The organism is Candidatus Poriferisodalis sp. (assembly GCF_965215815.1).
Taxonomy (GTDB): Bacteria; Actinomycetota; Acidimicrobiia; order Acidimicrobiales; family Poriferisodalaceae; genus Poriferisodalis.
This window is the reverse complement of record NZ_CBDCEO010000013.1, coordinates 283,673-300,415: the sequence shown is the minus strand read 5'-3', so window position 1 is coordinate 300,415 and position 16,743 is coordinate 283,673. Positions and strand designations below refer to the sequence as shown.

Genomic DNA, 16,743 nt, shown 5'->3' with positions numbered 1-16,743 from the left:
TGAAGCAGCGGCGCCAGCTCCCGCATCGTCGGGATCGCCCTGACGTCTGGCGGATCAATTGATCCGCCCTTCATTGAAGCCTAGCTGGATTGGGTCGGCGATGACGCCAAGGTAGGTCTGGCGGATCAATTGATCCGCCCTTCATTGAAGCTAGGCCCCGTCGCTGGAATCGAGCCAACGTGCAACCGTCTGGCGGATCAATTGATCCGCCCTTCATTGAAGCAGTATGTGAACACCGCGCTGTATCCCGATTCGCGCAGCGTCTGGCGGATCAATTGATCCGCCCTTCATTGAAGCACGAACGACGACGGCGAGGTGATCAAGTACGTGGCCGTCTGGCGGATCAATTGATCCGCCCTTCATTGAAGCAGCAGCCCGAGACAGATGCCGCACAGACCGTGCTGGGTCTGGCGGATCAATTGATCCGCCCTTCATTGAAGCTCGGTGTGGGCGCGGGAAGCAGGCGCGCAGACTGCGTCTGGCGGATCAATTGATCCGCCCTTCATTGAAGCATCAGCACGACGCCGGCGCGACCCGGCGCGCCGATCGTCTGGCGGATCAATTGATCCGCCCTTCATTGAAGCGGACGCGCAACGACCAGCCAGCGCTGTGCTGACTGGTCTGGCGGATCAATTGATCCGCCCTTCATTGAAGCTGGGAAGCGACGTTCGGAGATGCGGTGATGCGGTTGTCTGGCGGATCAATTGATCCGCCCTTCATTGAAGCGATGGCCGCCACCAGGTCATCGACTTGGTCGATGTCCACGTCTGGCGGATCAATTGATCCGCCCTTCATTGAAGCCGCATATCCGTACGGCTCAGCCTCCCCCGCCAACGGAGTCTGGCGGATCAATTGATCCGCCCTTCATTGAAGCGGCAATGTGGCACTTGTTGGTTGCGCCGCAACTGCAGTCTGGCGGATCAATTGATCCGCCCTTCATTGAAGCTGTATGATGAAACGGGCGGTGATCCCGCATGCGAAGTCTGGCGGATCAATTGATCCGCCCTTCATTGAAGCTTCGACGCCCGAACCCGAAAGAACACCTCAGTGCCAGTCTGGCGGATCAATTGATCCGCCCTTCATTGAAGCCTGAAGCGGGCGTCGAGGCTCGACGGTGACGGCTACGTCTGGCGGATCAATTGATCCGCCCTTCATTGAAGCGACGGTGTGTTACTGGTGATTGTCGGGTATCAGGCTCGTCTGGCGGATCAATTGATCCGCCCTTCATTGAAGCATTTACCGTTGTGATGATGCTGAGTATCAGCGTGGGTCTGGCGGATCAATTGATCCGCCCTTCATTGAAGCTCGGCGCTGTAACGGTCACCGGTAGTGTGTCTGCCGTCTGGCGGATCAATTGATCCGCCCTTCATTGAAGCCGACGGCACCGCCCGCGCGGCGGCTGCCGTCGCCCGGGTCTGGCGGATCAATTGATCCGCCCTTCATTGAAGCGCTAGTCACTACAACGTGAACGACACGTACCGCAAGTCTGGCGGATCAATTGATCCGCCCTTCATTGAAGCTACTGGCAGAGGCTCAGCGACACCAGCGAGGCCGAGAGTCTGGCGGATCAATTGATCCGCCCTTCATTGAAGCGCCGAGATGGACGCCGGTGTGGCAGGTCTGAGCGAGACGTCTGGCGGATCAATTGATCCGCCCTTCATTGAAGCTCGACTGGACACACACCGGGACCGGGAAGAGCCCGGGTCTGGCGGATCAATTGATCCGCCCTTCATTGAAGCCTCGCCACCACTCAGGCTGCCGGCGAGGGTCTGGAGTCTGGCGGATCAATTGATCCGCCCTTCATTGAAGCCATTCCGAGTCGCCCGAACGGAGCACGCTCCCCGCGTCTGGCGGATCAATTGATCCGCCCTTCATTGAAGCCCGTAGACGAGCCGGACGCCCTGGACCCACTCCTCGTCTGGCGGATCAATTGATCCGCCCTTCATTGAAGCTCCGGCGAGAGCAAGCATTACGAGTCCGCAGGCGAGCGTCTGGCGGATCAATTGATCCGCCCTTCATTGAAGCCGCGTTGGGCGACTGTCATCACCGTGGAATGGTCGTCTGGCGGATCAATTGATCCGCCCTTCATTGAAGCGCGCGGAAATGCTGTGCCACCAGATCGGTGACCAGCGTCTGGCGGATCAATTGATCCGCCCTTCATTGAAGCGCCGAGGTGTGGCGGGTGCTGCGAGACGACGGCACTCTGGTCTGGCGGATCAATTGATCCGCCCTTCATTGAAGCGGCACAGCGGGCAGGGGCGCAGCGGGGCCGGCGACGTGTCTGGCGGATCAATTGATCCGCCCTTCATTGAAGCCGGGTGGCGGCGTGATGGCTGAGCGCTGCGACAGGAGTCTGGCGGATCAATTGATCCGCCCTTCATTGAAGCCCAAAGAGACCCGGTGTCTGCCTCGCCGTTGGCGAAGTCTGGCGGATCAATTGATCCGCCCTTCATTGAAGCATGGCGACGCCGTCGCCGTAGACCGTGTGGCCGTCGTCTGGCGGATCAATTGATCCGCCCTTCATTGAAGCGAGTTCGACAACCTGCGACGTCCGGTTGTCGGCATGGTCTGGCGGATCAATTGATCCGCCCTTCATTGAAGCGCCGGTATGGCCCGGTGGCAGGTCGCAGTGCATTCCGCGTCTGGCGGATCAATTGATCCGCCCTTCATTGAAGCCCGATGTGGCTGTCCAGCGCTGACGCTGCTTCGTTGAGTCTGGCGGATCAATTGATCCGCCCTTCATTGAAGCAAGTTCTTGGAGTTTGAGCGCACCTACCGTATCCAGGTCTGGCGGATCAATTGATCCGCCCTTCATTGAAGCCGGTGCACGATGAGACACAATGCGACGTCGGGTTTCGTCTGGCGGATCAATTGATCCGCCCTTCATTGAAGCGGGGTGAAGACTCGTGATGAGCTGGCCGATAAGTTCAGTCTGGCGGATCAATTGATCCGCCCTTCATTGAAGCTTCGGCTGCCCAGCCGGTCTGGCGGTAACCGTCGAGTCTGGCGGATCAATTGAGCCGCCCTTCATTGAAGCGCTCTCTCTCTCGCCAGCACGACCGGCACCTCGCCGTCTGGCGGATCAATTGATCCGCCCTTCATTGAAGCCGGGTCGGCGAAGTCGGTGGCGACGCACACCTCGTAGCGTCTGGCGGATCAATTGATCCGCCCTTCATTGAAGCGTTGAGTGGATGATGGGCTTCGGGGCGGGCTGGGTGTGTCTGGCGGATCAATTGATCCGCCCTTCATTGGAGCTGGAACGAGTCCCGGATGTCTGTGTCGATGTCATCGAGGTCTGGCGGATCAATTGATCCGCCCTTCATTGAAGCTCGGGTGCTGGGTCGCAGTCCAGCTCGGCCATGTTGGTCTGGCGGATCAATTGATCCGCCCTTCATTGAATCAGCCGGGAGCGCGCGCTGGCGGCGCATCTGAATGCAGAGACGCCGTGCTGAGCAGGCTTTGACAGCCCTCATGGCCGTCTGTAATCCGAAGCGCCGATTTCGCCTCGACTGGCTTGGTCAAGACGCGAGTGCGTAGGCGACGGCGTTGACAATGCGTTCAGCTACGTTCTCCGCAGCTCGTACGTGCGCTGCGTTGAGCTTTCTGGAAGCGAAGTCTCCGTACTCGGCCATGGCGCGATCTTGTCGCATTTTGTTCGCTTCGTCGAGGTCATTCTCGTCGACCACGTCTGCTAGCTGGTGTCGGGCGTAGTCGAGTGTGATGCGGTGAGCGCCTTCGCCACTGCGTAATCGTAGCCCTTTGGCGGCCTAGTGGGCGGTCACGGCTTTACGGATGGCGTCATGGCATGCAGCTATGGCGAGGGTTGTGTCGTCTTCGGCGAGTATTCGAGCCGAGCGAACGTGTCGCCTCGCGTCGTTGAGGCGCTCACCAGCCGCTCCCATGTTGGGCTTCACTCGTTGCAGGTCACGCGTCGCGATCGCCTCGGCCAGCCAGTCAAGTGCCACTTTCGACCTCGATCGAGATGGGCACTAGTGGCTGCTCCCTGATCTGGGCGATGAGGGGCTCCGGCGCATTGGAGTCCCAGCTGGCACGGTCGATCACGATCGGGTTGATCTCCACTCGCAGATCTTGCTCTAGGTCGCGGCATGCTTTTCGGACTGACCGCAATGCAGCTTCGCCGACTACGACGACGTCCACGTCACTTGGGCATGGACCCGGCTCGCCTCCGTAGCGAGCGGCCCACGAACCAAACACGAAAGCACTGTCTACGCCCTTCATGCTGCTGAGGGCTTCGCCGAGGCGTCCGAGTACGCCTACGGTCTGCATCAGAATGGATCGCAGTTCCGGGGCCCACGGCAGGCTCCAATTGGGGCGGACGAACTTGTTGCGGCCGATTGTCCGAGTGATTGTGAGGCCGTGCTCAGTGAGGCGCGCCACTTCTCGACTTGCCGTTGGCTGCGCGACGTTCGACCGCTCAGCGAGTTCCCCGATGGTGAGCTCATCTCCGGTATCGGTGAAGAGGACTCCCAAGAGGCGAAGCTGCTGATCTGACCTGAAGAGTGGGACGAGAGCCGGTGCTGATCTACTCACACTCTCGATCATATCATCGAGAGTGCGAGTATGGACACAGCATCCGATTTCGACGCCTTAGCCGAGTCACAGCAGGATGCGCCAGCCCGCAGCCGCGCCATTGGCGACCTCGGCGGGGCAGCGGTTTGAGATGGCCGAGCGGGGTGGCGACGGCTGAACCGCCGCCACCCCGTTTCGGTCTGGTGAGTGCGCTAGTGGTTACTCGCCGCCGGGAAGCAGTTCGACGGTGACTCGTTGCCAGCCGTCACCCACGACGTCGACGCCGGCCTCCCGCAGATTCGCCACCGCCTCGGTGGCGATGTCGGTGCGGTAGGCGCCGTCGGTGGGTGCCGAGGCCAGAATGCCCTCGCCGGTCGCCACATCGACAGTCTGCGCCCACAGGTCGGGATCCATGATGCCTGCGCCCAATGGAGATGGCCAGATCAAAGCGCTGATCTCGTTCATCTGCCATGTCTGGTGCGACTCGCCCAGCGTCGAGACATTGTCGAGCACGATTTGCACGCACTCGGCGGGGTTGTCCCGGCAGTGGATCCAGCCTCTCAGCGACGCCTCAACGAACCGGACAGCCGCATCGCGGTAGGCCGGATCGTCATCGAGGCGGTCGGCGTCCGCCCACAGGGCGTCCTGCAGCATCGCCGTGCCCACGTCATTCCAGTTGATGACGTTGAGATCCCCAGGCTGGAAGAGCTCGCCGGTGTCGGGGTTGACCGTCTCGAGCACTTGGGCGTACTCGTTGTAGATCATGGCCTGCGCCGCGTCGATCTGTCCATCGATCAGAGCCAGCATGTCGAAGTTCTGCTGCACCAGCTGAACGTCGGAGTCCGGGTCGAGCCCGTTCTTGCGAAGTCCCGCCAGCAGCTCGAACTCGTTGCCGAATCCCCAGTTGCCCACCGTGCGGCCCTCGAGGTCATTCACCCCCGAGATACCGGAGCCGACGAAGGACACCTGCAAGGTGGCGCTTCGCTGGAACACCTGGGCAATGTTGGTGATGTTGGCACCCTCTTCTCGCGGCACCAAACCTCTCGGCACCCACGAGACCGCGAATTCGGCGGCGCCTGAGTCCAGAACCGAGGCCGGCACGATGTCAACGCCGCCCTCGAGGATCTCCACGTCGAGCCCGACATCTTCGTAGAAGCCGAGCGCTTGAGCCGCGTAGTAGCCGGCGAACTGTGCCTGCGTGAACCACTGCAGCTGCAGCGACACTTCGGAAATGGGCTCGAATTCGGGCTCATCGGTTGCGTCATCGCTGCCGGTGCAGGCCGCGGTTAGTAGGCCGAGTGCCAGCAGCGGCGCCAGCGCCCGTATCAACATGTTCTTAGCCTTCATATTTCCCCCCTATTAGGTTCCCAAATGGGATCTCACGCACAACAATCGGTTCATGTCGTCTTCCGCGCTGCGAAGTACCACGGCATGACCAGCCGTTCGAGCACCGCAGCAAGCGCGTACAGGCCAATGCCCACCAGCGAGCCCGCCAGCACCGCGGCCCACGCGTCGTCGTAGCGGGTCAACCCCGCTGAGTTGGTGATGACGTTGCCAAGCGCGTCCTGGCGGCCGCCGAAGTACTCGGCCACGATGGCCGCGATCACCGCCAGCGACGTGGCGAGCTTGAGCGCAGTGAAGAAGTACGGCATCGCGTTCGGGATGCGCACTTCGCGCATGATCCTCCACTTGCCGGCGCCGTAGGACTCCATGAGCTCGACCTGGCTGGGCTCGGGCTGCCCGAGTCCCCGGGTCGTGTTGATGAACACCGGAAAGAAGACCAGTACGACCACGACGGCCTGGTTGGAGCGGGGCGACAGAATCCCGAACCAGGCGTTGAAGATGGGTGCCAGCGCGATGATCGGCACCGCGTTGACGGCGACAGCCAGCGGTGTGATCGTCTCGTTGGCCGAGCGAAAGGCTGTGACGAGCACGGCAGCCGTCGCTCCCGCCACGACCCCAGCGAGGAGTCCGGTGACGATGATGAAACCGGTGATGCTGGTCGCTGTCGCGATGGTGCCGAAGTTCTCGGCCACCGCACTGCCGATACGCGAGGGCGGCGGGAGCACGAAACCGTCAGGGTTCAGCACAGCCAGGAGTGCCTCCCAACCGGCGAACATGATCAGCGCGGCCACCACCGGCGGCAGCCACGAGCGAAGCAGCGCCCTTGCCGCGGTCACGAGGTGTGACCTCCTCGCAGTGCGTTTCGCACTGCCGTCACGTTGGCGAAGTAAGCCGGGTTGTCGCGAGTTGCCTCGCTGCGCTCCCCAAGGTCGGTGTCGATGACAGCGGAGATCTTCCCCGGACGGGGCGACATGACCACCACCCTCGTGGACAGGAAAACCGCCTCGCTGATGGAGTGGGTCACGAAGATCACAGTGGTCTGTGTCTCGGTCCAGATCCGCAGCAGCTCGTTCTGCATGTGCTCGCGGGTCATCTCGTCGAGCGCGCCGAACGGTTCGTCCATCAACAAGAGCTTCGGATCGAACGACATCGCCCGAGCGATGGCGACGCGCTGCTGCATGCCGCCGGACAGCTCCGCCGGATGGTGCTTGGCAAAGTCGCCCAGCTTCACCAATTCGAGCATTTCGGCTGAGCGCTGCCGCCGGTCGGCCGCTTTCCAGCTCATCAGCTCGAGCGGCAGCTCAATATTGCGCGACACGTTGCGCCAGTCGAACAGACCTGCCCTCTGGAACACCATCGAGTAGTCGCGGTCGAGACGGGCACGGTCGGCCGGCTTGCCGTTGACCTTGACCGACCCGTCGCTCACGTCGATCAGCGCAGCAATCAGCCTCAGCAGGGTGCTCTTGCCGCAGCCGGACGGGCCGATCAGCGTGACGAACTCGCCGGAGCCGATCCGGAGGTCGATGTCGGTGAGTGCGACGACCTCGTTGGGGCGCCCCGGGTTGAACACCTTGGAGACGCCCTCCACCTCGACGGCTGCCGCACCGTCGAGGTTGTCCATGTCGCCGGCGTCGCTCATGTGCCCGTCGCTCATGTGCCCGTCGCTCATGTGACAGCCTCCCGGCCCTTGCGTCCCACGAGCGCGTACTCGACCGACGAGATCACCGAGAAAACGACGATCCCGAGAACCGCCGCCCCCAGCACGGCTACATAGAGGCGTTCGGGCCCCGTCGTGTAGCGCTGGGCCTCCAGCAGCACCCGGCGGCCCAGCCCGCCCTTCACCCCGGCAGAGATCTCGCCCACGATGGCGCCTACGACGCTGGCCGTGGCCGCAATCTTGAACGCAGCGAACAAGTAGGGCAGCGATGCCGGCAAGCGCAGCCGCCACAGCGTCTGGCCCCATCGTGCCGCGTAGGAGTCCATCAGCTCGAGGTCCTCGGACCGGGGGGACAGCAGGCCTCGCAGGCCGTTGATCGTCACTGGGAAGAAGGTCAGGTAGGTGGCGATGACCGAAACCGACATCCAGTCCTGCCACTCGAAGGGCAGAAAGTCCAAGCTCTTGCGGCCCCAGATCACGATGATGGGCGCGATGGCGATCAGCGGAATGGTCTGGCTGGCGATGACGTGGGGCACCAGCGCACGCTCCAAGCGCCCCGACGTGGTGAGCACGATGGCGATGCCCAAGCCGACCAATACCCCGATGGTGAACCCCACCGCTGCCTCTCGCAGCGTGAAGGCAGCTTCGGTGGCGATGATCGTCCAGAAGGCCTGGCCGGTGCCCCTGGGCTCAGCGAAGATCCCCGAGACGATGTCGGTCACCGGCGGCATTTTCAAGTCGTTGGTCTCGGGCAGGAACGACCCGATCACAGGCCAGCTCGACTGACCGTCGTCGATGGCTGTTCCCACCTTCTTGTAGGCGGTATAGGCAAGGCCCAGCAGGCACACGAACAGGGCCAGTACGACCACCTGGCGCAAGGTTTGGCGGGCTCGGGCGCGCCGGCGCTCGCGGGCCGCCTGCTGTCGAAGAAACTGGTCTCGGACGATCGGGTCGATCGTCGCCGGGGTAGCGGTGTCTGCTTGCACGACGCGCCGGTCAGGTTCCCAGCGCCGGAATGATCTGCTGGCCGTAGGCGCTCAGTGTTTCGTCTTTGGCGTCGTGCATCAGGTAGATGGCGAACTGGTCAACGCCCAGTTCGCGCAGCTCGGCGAGCCGGGCGATGTGGCTGCTGGCGTCGCCGAGAATGCAGAACCGGTCGATCACGTCGTCAGGGACGAAGTCGGTGTGGATGTTGCCGGCCTTGCCGTGCTCGGCGTAGTCGTAGCCCTCGCGCCCGGAGATGTAGTCGGTGAGTGCTTGAGGCACCGCGCCGCCGGTGTCGCCGTAACGCTCCACGAGGTCCGCCACATGGTTGCCGACCATGCCCCCGAACCACCGGCACTGATCGCGCTGGTGGGCGAGGTCGTCGCCGACGTAGGCAGGCGCGGCGACGCATATGTAGAGGTCGTCGGGATTGCGACCAACCTCTGCCGCGGCCCTCCGGACGGCGGCGACGGTCCACTCGGTGATCTGAGGGTCAGCCAGCTGCAGGATGAAGCCATCGGCCTGCTCGCCGCAGAGCTGCAGCGCCCGCGGCCCGTAGGCGGCCATCCAGATGTCGAGCCGACTGCCCGCCGACCACGGGAATTGCTGCCGCGTGCCGTTGTATTCGACCTCGCGGCCCTCGGCCAAGCCCTTGATGACGGTCATCGACTCGGCCAGCGTGGCGAGGCTGGTGGGGGTGTGCCCGAGCACTCGCATGGCCGAGTCGCCCCGGCCGATGCCGCACACCGTGCGGTTGCCGAACATGTCGTTGAGCGTGGCGAACATCGAGGCGGTCACCGTCGGGTTCCGGGTGCCCGGGTTGGTGACCATCGGGCCGACGACCATCCGATTCGTGGCCGACAGCATCTGGCTGTAGATCACGTACGGCTCCTGCCACAGCACGTGGCTGTCGAACGTCCACCCGTAGGAGAAGCCCAGGGTCTCAGCCCGCCGAGCCAGGTCGATCACTCGCCACGCGGGAGGATCCGTTTGCAGAACAACGCCAAAATCCATGTTCTCAATCCTCCGATCTGATCAGCGGGAATTACGTGTAGTCGAGCTGGGTCTTGGCGGCGCCTCCTACTGCAGGTATTGGCAGAGGCCACGGGGCAGGTACTTCCCGTCGCCGGCGCGGCCCAGGTACTGGCCGTCGTCGATGATCCTGCGACCCCGGGAGAACACGGTGTCGACATGGCCGGTCACCTCGACACCCTCGTACGCCGAGTGGTCGATGTTCATGTGATGGTTGTCGACGCTGACGGTCCACCGCTTGTCGGGGTCGTAGATCACGACGTCGGCGTCGGCACCCGCTGAGATGATCCCCTTGCGGGGGTACAGGCCCATCATGCGAGCCGGGGTGGTGGCGCACAGCTCGACCCAACGAGGCAGGCCGATCTCGCCGGTGACCACGCCTTGGTAGATCATGTCCATGCGATGCTCGACGCCGCCGATGCCGTTGGGGATCGCCCGGAAGTCGCCGAGACCCAGCTCCTTTTGCTCCTTCATGCAGAACGGGCAGTGGTCGGTGGACACGACGGCTAGGTCGTTGGTTCGCAGGCCCTTCCACAGTGCGTCCTGGTGGCCTTCGGACCGCGAGCGAATCGGCGTCGAGCACACGTAGGCCGCCCCCTCGAATCCGGGTCGGTCGAGGTGCTCCTCCAGGCTGAAGTGCAGGTACTGCGGGCAGGTCTCGGCGAAGACGTTCATGCCGGCGTCGCGCGCCAGCGCCACCTGCTCCAACGCCTCGGCCGCAGACAGATGCACGATGTACAGCGGCGCTGCCCCCACCTTGGCCAGCTGGATTGCCCGGTGCGTCGCCTCAGACTCCAGTTCTTTTCGCCGCACGTAGCCGTGGGTGACCGGAGCGGTCTCGCCCCGCTCGACGGCTTGCGCGGCCAGCACGTCGATGGCCAAGCCGTTCTCGGCGTGCATCATGATCAGCCCGCCGTTGCCGGCTGCCTGCTGCATGGCCCGCAGGATCTGTCCGTCGTCAGCGAGGAACACTCCCGGGTAGGCCATGAACAGCTTGAAGCTGGTGATGCCCTCGTTGACCAGCAGGTCCATTTCCTTAAGCGAGTCGTTGTCGACGCCGCCGATGATCATGTGGAAGCCGAAGTCCACAGCGCAGTTGCCTTCGGCCTTGGCCATCCAGGCGTCAAGGCACTCACGCACGTTCTCGCCGGTCTTTTGCACCGCGAAGTCGACGATGGTGGTGGTGCCACCCCAGGCCGCGGCCCTCGATCCCGTCTCGAACGTGTCGGACGCATAGGTGCCGCCGAAAGGCAGCTCCATGTGGGTGTGCACGTCCACCCCGCCGGGCACTACCAGCCGTCCGGTGGCGTCGACGACTTCGGCGCCCCGCGCGGCCGCATCCGCGATGTCGCTGCCTGGTTGCAGAACGGCCACGATTTGCTCACCGTCTATGAGCACCTCGGCCGGATCCGCGCCGGTCGAGCTGACAACGGTGCCTCCCTTGATCAGCGTCGCCATCGTCGTGTCCCCCTGTGCGGCTAGCTCAGCGTTGTGGAAGTGTCGTCGGTGATCCGGGTCAGGATCACCCGGCTCAGGGCGCCGTCAGCGGCCCGTAGGAGTCGGGGCGGCGGTCCCGGTAGAAGGCCCACTGGTTGCGGACCTCGTCGATCACTTCGAGGTCGAGCTCGCGCACCATGAGCTCTTCGTCCCGGTCCGATGCGGCCGTCTCCACGATCTGGCCCCGCGGGTTGGCGAAGTACGACGTCCCGTAGAAATCGTTGTCGCCGAGCGGCTCGATGCCGACCCGGTTGATGGCCCCGACGTAGTACATGTTGGCCGCCGCAGCGGAGGTCTGTTCGAGCTGCCACAGGTAGGCGGACAGTCCCCGGCTGGTGGCGGAGGGGTTGAAGACGATCTCCGCTCCGGCGAGCCCGAGTGCCCGCCAGCCCTCGGGGAAATGTCGGTCGTAGCAGATGTACACGCCGATGGTGCCGACTGCGGTCTCAAATACCGGGTAGCCGAGGTTGCCAGGCCGGAAATAGAACTTCTCCCAGAACCCCTTGACCTGCGGGATGTGGTTCTTGCGGTACTTGCCGAGATAGGTCCCGTCGGCGTCGATCACGGCTGCGGTGTTGTAGAGGAACCCGGCCTTCTCTCGCTCGTACATGGGCACGACGAGCACCATCTCGTGCTGGGCGGCGAGCTCACAGAAACGCTGAGTGGTTGGGCCATCGGGGATGGCTTCCGCGTAGGAGTAGTACTCGGCGTCCTGCACTTGGCAGAAATAGGGTCCGTAGAACAGCTCTTGAAAGCACATCACCCTGGCACCGGCGGCGGCGGCGGCGGCGACGTGCTTCTCGTGGAGCTCGATCATGGATTCCTTGTCGCCGGTCCAGGCCACCTGGACGATCGCGGCGGTGACTGTTCGGGCCATGTGGTGCCTCCCTCGCTCGATGGGTGGACGAGTTTCCGTGGTGAATGGAAAGAAGGGAGCTTAGATCAGGGCGCAAGGGGGCAATTTCCCCCACAGCGTCCATACGGTGTCGCCAGATGCGTCCGACGCGGTACAGGCCCTATCGGGCAGGATGTACCGATGTCCAAACGGCGCACCGCCTTCCGCGGCTGGAGGGTGGTGACCGCCGGAGGAATCACGCAAGGCCTTCAGGCCGCCTTGGTGATGCACGCGATGGGCTCCTACCTCGTCGAGCTCGAGAAGGAATTCGGCTGGAGCAAGACGGCCCTGTCAGGCGCGTTCGCCATGAACCGTGCCGAGACGGCGCTGCTCGGACCCGCCCAAGGCTGGTTGCTTGACCGCTTCGGGCCTCGGGCCATTGCTCGAACCGGGGCCGTGTTCATGGCAATCGGCTTTGTGGCGTTCAGCCAGATCCATTCGCTGTGGCAGTTCTATGGCGCGTTCCTGATACTCGCCATCGGCACCGGATTCTGCGGGTTCTTGACCGTGACGGTTTCGATCGTGCGCTGGTTCGAGCGGTTGCGGGCACGAGCGCTGGCAATCGGCGGCATGGGCCTCGCCCTCGGCGGCATGGGCGTGCCGCTGGTGGTGCTGTCGTTCTCACGCTTCGGCTGGCGCACCACCGCGGCGGTGTCCGGCGTCGGGGGCGCCATTGTGGCCTGGTGGCTCGCCAAGTACCTCGAAGGACGGCCCGAGGACTACGGCCAAGAGGTCGACGGCGGCGCCGTAGTTGTCTCCAATAGCCGCACGGTGCGCGCCGAGGGACTTTCGGACATCCACTTCACCGCCGCCGAGGCAGTGCGCACGCGTGCGTTCTGGATGATCTCGCTCGGGCACATGAGCGCCTTGCTGGTGGTGGGTGCCGTCATGGCGCACCTCCAGCTCTATCTGACGGCTGAACGGGGATACTCGCTGCAGCGAGCCAGCTTCGTCGCTGCAGCGCTGCCGCTGATGCAACTGGCTGGCATGGCCGTCGGCGGCTGGCTGGGCGACCGCGTCAACAAACGACTCATCGCCTCGGTTGCCATGTTCGGACACGCTGCGGGCCTGCTGCTGTTGGCATGGGCGCCGAATCTGGCGATCATCGTGGCGTTCCTGCTGCTGCACGGATTGGCGTGGGGAGCACGAGGGCCGCTCATGCAGGCGCTGCGGGCCGACTACTTCGGCTCGTCCTCGTTCGCAGCAATTATGGGCATCAGCTCGGTCATCGTGATGATGGGACCGGTCATCGGCCCGCTGGCGGCGGGCTGGCTGGCTGACATGACCGGCAGCTATGCCTTCGGCTTCGTGGCACTCGCAATCTTGACGGGCATGGGAATGCTGTTCTTCGTGCTTGCCAAGCCGCCTGCTCCTCCGATCCGCTCGACTCGCGGAACCCCAAGCACCGATGTGCCCCAACGCCAGGTGGCAGGCTGAGCGGGATGCCCGCAGCCATCGAAGGATCTGGTGGCACCGGCACGGCTCCGGACCCGACACCGCTGTTCGACCCGCGCACGTTTGTGGACGGCGTGCCCCATGACCTGATCGCCGAGCTTCGAGCTCACGCTCCGGTCCACTGGATCGGTGAGCCCGAACTGATGGGCTGGGAACCGGGTCCCGGCTTCTGGGCGGTGCTCACTCACGAGCTGATGAACCGGGTGCTGCGCGACCCGGGGACATTCTCGTCCCACCTCGGCGGCACGCAGATCCGCGATCCGAAGACCGCCGAGATGCTCATGTTTGTCCAGCGGATGATGCTCAACCAGGACCCCCCGCAGCACACGCGGCTTCGGCGACTGCTCATGCGCTCGTTCACGCCCAGTGCAGTGGCGGAGTTGGAGGCCACGATCTCGGATCGGGCCAGGATGCTCGTCGACAACGTGGCGGACCGCGGCCGCGCCGACTTCGCCAAGGAGGTCTCGGCCGAACTGCCGCTGCTGACGCTCGCCGACATCATGGGCGTGCCGACCGAGGACCGGATGCTGCTGTTCGACTGGTCCAACCGGGTCATCGGCTACCAGGACGCCGAGTACGCGGTCTCCGACGCGTTCGACCCGGCGACCGGCACGGAGATGGCGCGGCGTTCCCGGGAGGTGCGCGCCGAGATCCGCCCGGGGTCCGACGGCCGCATGCCCGACCCTCGCTCCCGCGAAGGCCTCGCAGACATGTACGCCTACGCCCTTGACCTCGCCGAACACAAGCGAGCGAATCCGGGCTCCGACGTGGTGTCGATCCTGCTGGCGGCGCCCGACGACGAGGGCGGCATCACCAACGAAGAGTTCGAGACCATGTTCTTCCTGTTCGCGGTGGCGGGCAACGAGACGCTGCGCAACGGCATTCCGGGCGGCATGTGGGCGCTGCTGCAGCATCCCGATCAGCTTGGGAAGCTGCTCGCGGACCCCGCTCTGCTGCCCGGCGCCATCGAGGAGATGCTGCGGTTCATACCGCCGGTCGTGCACTTCCGGCGTACTGCTTCGCGTGACGTCGAATTGGGCGGCTGCCCAATTCAGGCGGGCGACAAAGTGGTGGTCTTTCACGTGGCGGCGAACCGGGATCCAGCCGTGTTCGCCGAGCCCGACCACTTCGACATCGAGCGCAGCCCGAACGACCATCTCACCTTCGGCGCTGGACCGCACTTCTGCCTGGGTGCGCACCTGGCGCGCCGCCAGATGACCGCCATGTTCTCCGAGGCGCTGTCGCGGCTGGCGAACCTGCGGCTCGATCCCGCCCGCCCGCCGCAGCGACTGCTGTCGAACTTCCAGCACGGCTTCAAGCACCTGCCGGTGATCTGGGACACACCTCTTACCGAGGAGGCCCAGTGAGCGACAGCACTAGCCGAAATGGGGAGCCAGTTTCGACGCCAGCACATGGCGAGGTGCCGCCCATCCGGGTCGGTGTCACGCCCGACATCAAGCTCTGGTCGCGACCATGGGCGCAGCGCCGCCGCATGGTGGAGCTCGTCGCCGATGCCGGCATCGATTGCATGTTCTTCGCCGACCACGTCAGCTTCCGGATCGGTCACGGCAATGACGGCATGGTGACCGCAGCAGCGCTGGCCAATCTCCACCCGAGCCTGGGCGTCTACCTGGGTGTGTACCTCCTGCCGCTGCGTCACCCGGTTCCCGTCGCCCGCCAGCTGGCAAACCTGGCCGAAATGGCCCCCGGGCGAATCAGTTTCGGCGTCGGCATCGGCGGCGACGACCGGCACGAGGTCGAAGTGTGCGGCGTCGATCCCCGCACGCGCGGGCGGCGGACCGACGAGTCGCTCGACATCGTGTTGCGGCTGCTGGGCGGCGAGACCGTCAATCACGAGGGTGAGTTTTTCTCGCTGTCACAAGCCCGCATCATCCCGGTGCCCGACCCGCCCATCCCGACCTACGTCGGCGGGCGATCCGATGCGGCGATCCGCCGCGCCGGACGCTTCGCCGATGGGTGGCTGGGCATCTGGTGCACCATCGAGCATTACCAGGCGGCACTGCGCCTCTACGCCGAGACTGCTGCGACCGAGCGGACGGTTCTGGGTGCGGCCCCGGACGTTCCCGACCATGGCATCCAATTGTGGGTTGGCATCGGCGACAGCCGGGAACAGGCGGCGGGCTGTGTCGGCCCCGAGCTCGAACGCTTCTACCGCGTGCCCTTCAAGGCCTTCGAGAAGTACACGCCCTATGGCACCGTCGATGACATCGTGGAGTTCTTCTTGCCGTACCTTGAGGCGGGTTGCCGGCACGTGAACATGACCCCGTGCGGTCCCGACCCCAACGAGGCGATACTTGCGGCAGGGGAAGTGGCACGGCGACTGCGGCAAGCAGATCCGCTGGCGGCCACGGCTGCTGCGGGAGCGACCCGCGGAGCGCAGCAGGGGAGCGATGCGCGATGAGCACGACAGCAGCACAACAGCCAGCCGCAGAGGGTGTTCTCGACGTACGGCCCCTGGCTGGCGCGCTGGGTGTCGAGCTGTGGGCGGTCGGTGGCGGTCCGCTCGATGTCAACTCACTGGACGATGCGGGGTGCGCTGCGATCCGTGAAGCGCTGTGCGCCTACCACGTGGTGGTGATCCGCGACCAGCAGATGGATGAGGCCGACGTGGCGCGCTTCGGCCGTCGCTTCGGGGAGCTGGAGCGCCATCCCTACCTGGGCGGCACCTCCGCTGAGCCCGACGTGGTGCCGATCATCAAGGAGCCCCACGAGACCGTCAACTTCGGTGGCGGTTGGCATTCGGAGATGTCGTTCCTGCCATGCCCGCCGATGGCCACTGCGCTCTTTGCGGTGGAGGTACCGCGATTCGGCGGCGACACCCTGTTCGCCAACCAGCAGGCTGCGTACCTCGGGCTGTCCGACACGATGAAGCGCATCGCCGAAGGCCTGACGGCGATGCACTCCGCAGCCAGCCAGTACGGGCGTGGCGGCGATTCGGACCGCCACTCATCCGATCGCGGCTCGATGGCGGTCGACGTGTCCGACGAGGCCCAAGCCACGGTCACTCACCCCGTCGTGCGCACCCATCCCGAGACCGGTGCGAAGGCGCTCTACGTGAACCGACCCTTCACCGAGGCCATCTCAAGCATGCGTCGCAATGAATCCAAGGCGCTGCTCGAGATGCTGTGGGCTCACTCGGTGCACGAGCAGTTCACCTGCCGGGTCCGCTGGGAGCCGGGCACGTTCACCATGTGGGACAACCGCAGCGTCCAGCATTACGCGTTGAACGATTACCACGGCCAGCGCCGGCACATGCTGCGGGTGACGATCGCGGGCGATCGGCCCCGTTGAGGGCCGATCGGGCGCTGCAGGCAGGCGACGGGAGCGA

At 64.4% G+C, this 16,743-nt stretch carries 13 protein-coding genes and 1 CRISPR repeat array (1 of these 14 running past the window's edge); of the genes, 4 read left to right on the top strand and 9 right to left on the bottom strand.

From position 1 onward, the window contains the following. Positions 1-3,401: a CRISPR direct-repeat array (repeat unit 36 nt; unit sequence GTCTGGCGGATCAATTGATCCGCCCTTCATTGAAGC); it reaches 9,782 nt to the left of the window's first position. A 366-nt stretch (positions 3,402-3,767) separates the two neighbouring features. The 9 genes from ACOOHB_RS11335 to ACOOHB_RS11295 form a co-directional block, all read right to left on the bottom strand. Beyond that, positions 3,768-3,965, bottom strand: a complete 198-nt coding sequence (locus ACOOHB_RS11335) for a hypothetical protein (protein WP_420444948.1) — start codon at positions 3,963-3,965, stop codon at positions 3,768-3,770. Continuing rightward, positions 3,955-4,563 carry a MarR family transcriptional regulator gene (locus ACOOHB_RS11330; RefSeq protein ID WP_420444947.1) on the bottom strand — a complete coding sequence of 203 codons (609 nt, stop codon included), beginning with the start codon at positions 4,561-4,563 and terminating at the stop codon, positions 3,955-3,957. The genes ACOOHB_RS11335 and ACOOHB_RS11330 overlap by 11 nt, the downstream gene beginning before the upstream one ends. Positions 4,564-4,749: 186 nt before the next feature. After that, a complete protein-coding gene (locus ACOOHB_RS11325) occupies positions 4,750-5,877 on the bottom strand; it encodes an ABC transporter substrate-binding protein (protein ID WP_420444946.1) in 1,128 nt (375 codons plus the stop codon). Between the two features lie 50 nt (positions 5,878-5,927). Further along, positions 5,928-6,710 (bottom strand): ABC transporter permease, encoded by a 783-nt coding sequence (locus ACOOHB_RS11320; protein ID WP_420444945.1) that lies wholly within the window; start codon positions 6,708-6,710, stop codon positions 5,928-5,930. Continuing rightward, on the bottom strand, positions 6,707-7,495 hold the full coding sequence (locus tag ACOOHB_RS11315; RefSeq protein ID WP_420446901.1) for an ABC transporter ATP-binding protein: 789 nt from the start codon (positions 7,493-7,495) through the stop codon (positions 6,707-6,709). The genes ACOOHB_RS11320 and ACOOHB_RS11315 overlap by 4 nt, the downstream gene beginning before the upstream one ends. Positions 7,496-7,539: 44 nt before the next feature. Continuing rightward, complete coding sequence (locus ACOOHB_RS11310; RefSeq protein WP_420444944.1) at positions 7,540-8,517, bottom strand: ABC transporter permease; 978 nt, start codon at positions 8,515-8,517, stop codon at positions 7,540-7,542. A gap of 10 nt (positions 8,518-8,527) precedes the next feature. Beyond that, entirely contained in the window at positions 8,528-9,529 is a 1,002-nt protein-coding gene (locus ACOOHB_RS11305; RefSeq protein WP_420444943.1) for a TIGR03842 family LLM class F420-dependent oxidoreductase, read from the bottom strand. A gap of 66 nt (positions 9,530-9,595) precedes the next feature. After that, positions 9,596-11,005: a dihydropyrimidinase gene (gene hydA / locus ACOOHB_RS11300; protein WP_420444942.1), complete on the bottom strand. Its 1,410-nt coding sequence runs from the start codon at positions 11,003-11,005 to the stop codon at positions 9,596-9,598. A 73-nt stretch (positions 11,006-11,078) separates the two neighbouring features. Continuing rightward, positions 11,079-11,921, bottom strand: coding sequence for a nitrilase-related carbon-nitrogen hydrolase (locus tag ACOOHB_RS11295; protein WP_420444941.1), 843 nt, complete (start codon positions 11,919-11,921; stop codon positions 11,079-11,081). A 159-nt stretch (positions 11,922-12,080) separates the two neighbouring features. On the opposite strand from ACOOHB_RS11295, the gene ACOOHB_RS11290 reads away from it, so the two are divergent. From ACOOHB_RS11290 to ACOOHB_RS11275, 4 genes are read left to right on the top strand one after another with little or no spacing between them, the layout of a single operon-like run. Next, entirely contained in the window at positions 12,081-13,376 is a 1,296-nt protein-coding gene (locus ACOOHB_RS11290) for an MFS transporter (RefSeq protein WP_420444940.1), read from the top strand. A 5-nt stretch (positions 13,377-13,381) separates the two neighbouring features. Then, positions 13,382-14,761: a cytochrome P450 gene (locus ACOOHB_RS11285; protein WP_420444939.1), complete on the top strand. Its 1,380-nt coding sequence runs from the start codon at positions 13,382-13,384 to the stop codon at positions 14,759-14,761. Then, positions 14,758-15,816: an LLM class flavin-dependent oxidoreductase gene (locus ACOOHB_RS11280; RefSeq protein ID WP_420444938.1), complete on the top strand. Its 1,059-nt coding sequence runs from the start codon at positions 14,758-14,760 to the stop codon at positions 15,814-15,816. The genes ACOOHB_RS11285 and ACOOHB_RS11280 overlap by 4 nt, the downstream gene beginning before the upstream one ends. Continuing rightward, a complete protein-coding gene (locus ACOOHB_RS11275) occupies positions 15,813-16,706 on the top strand; it encodes a TauD/TfdA dioxygenase family protein (RefSeq protein WP_420444937.1) in 894 nt (297 codons plus the stop codon). Before ACOOHB_RS11280 ends, ACOOHB_RS11275 begins: the two co-directional genes overlap by 4 nt. Positions 16,707-16,743 lie beyond the last annotated feature (37 nt).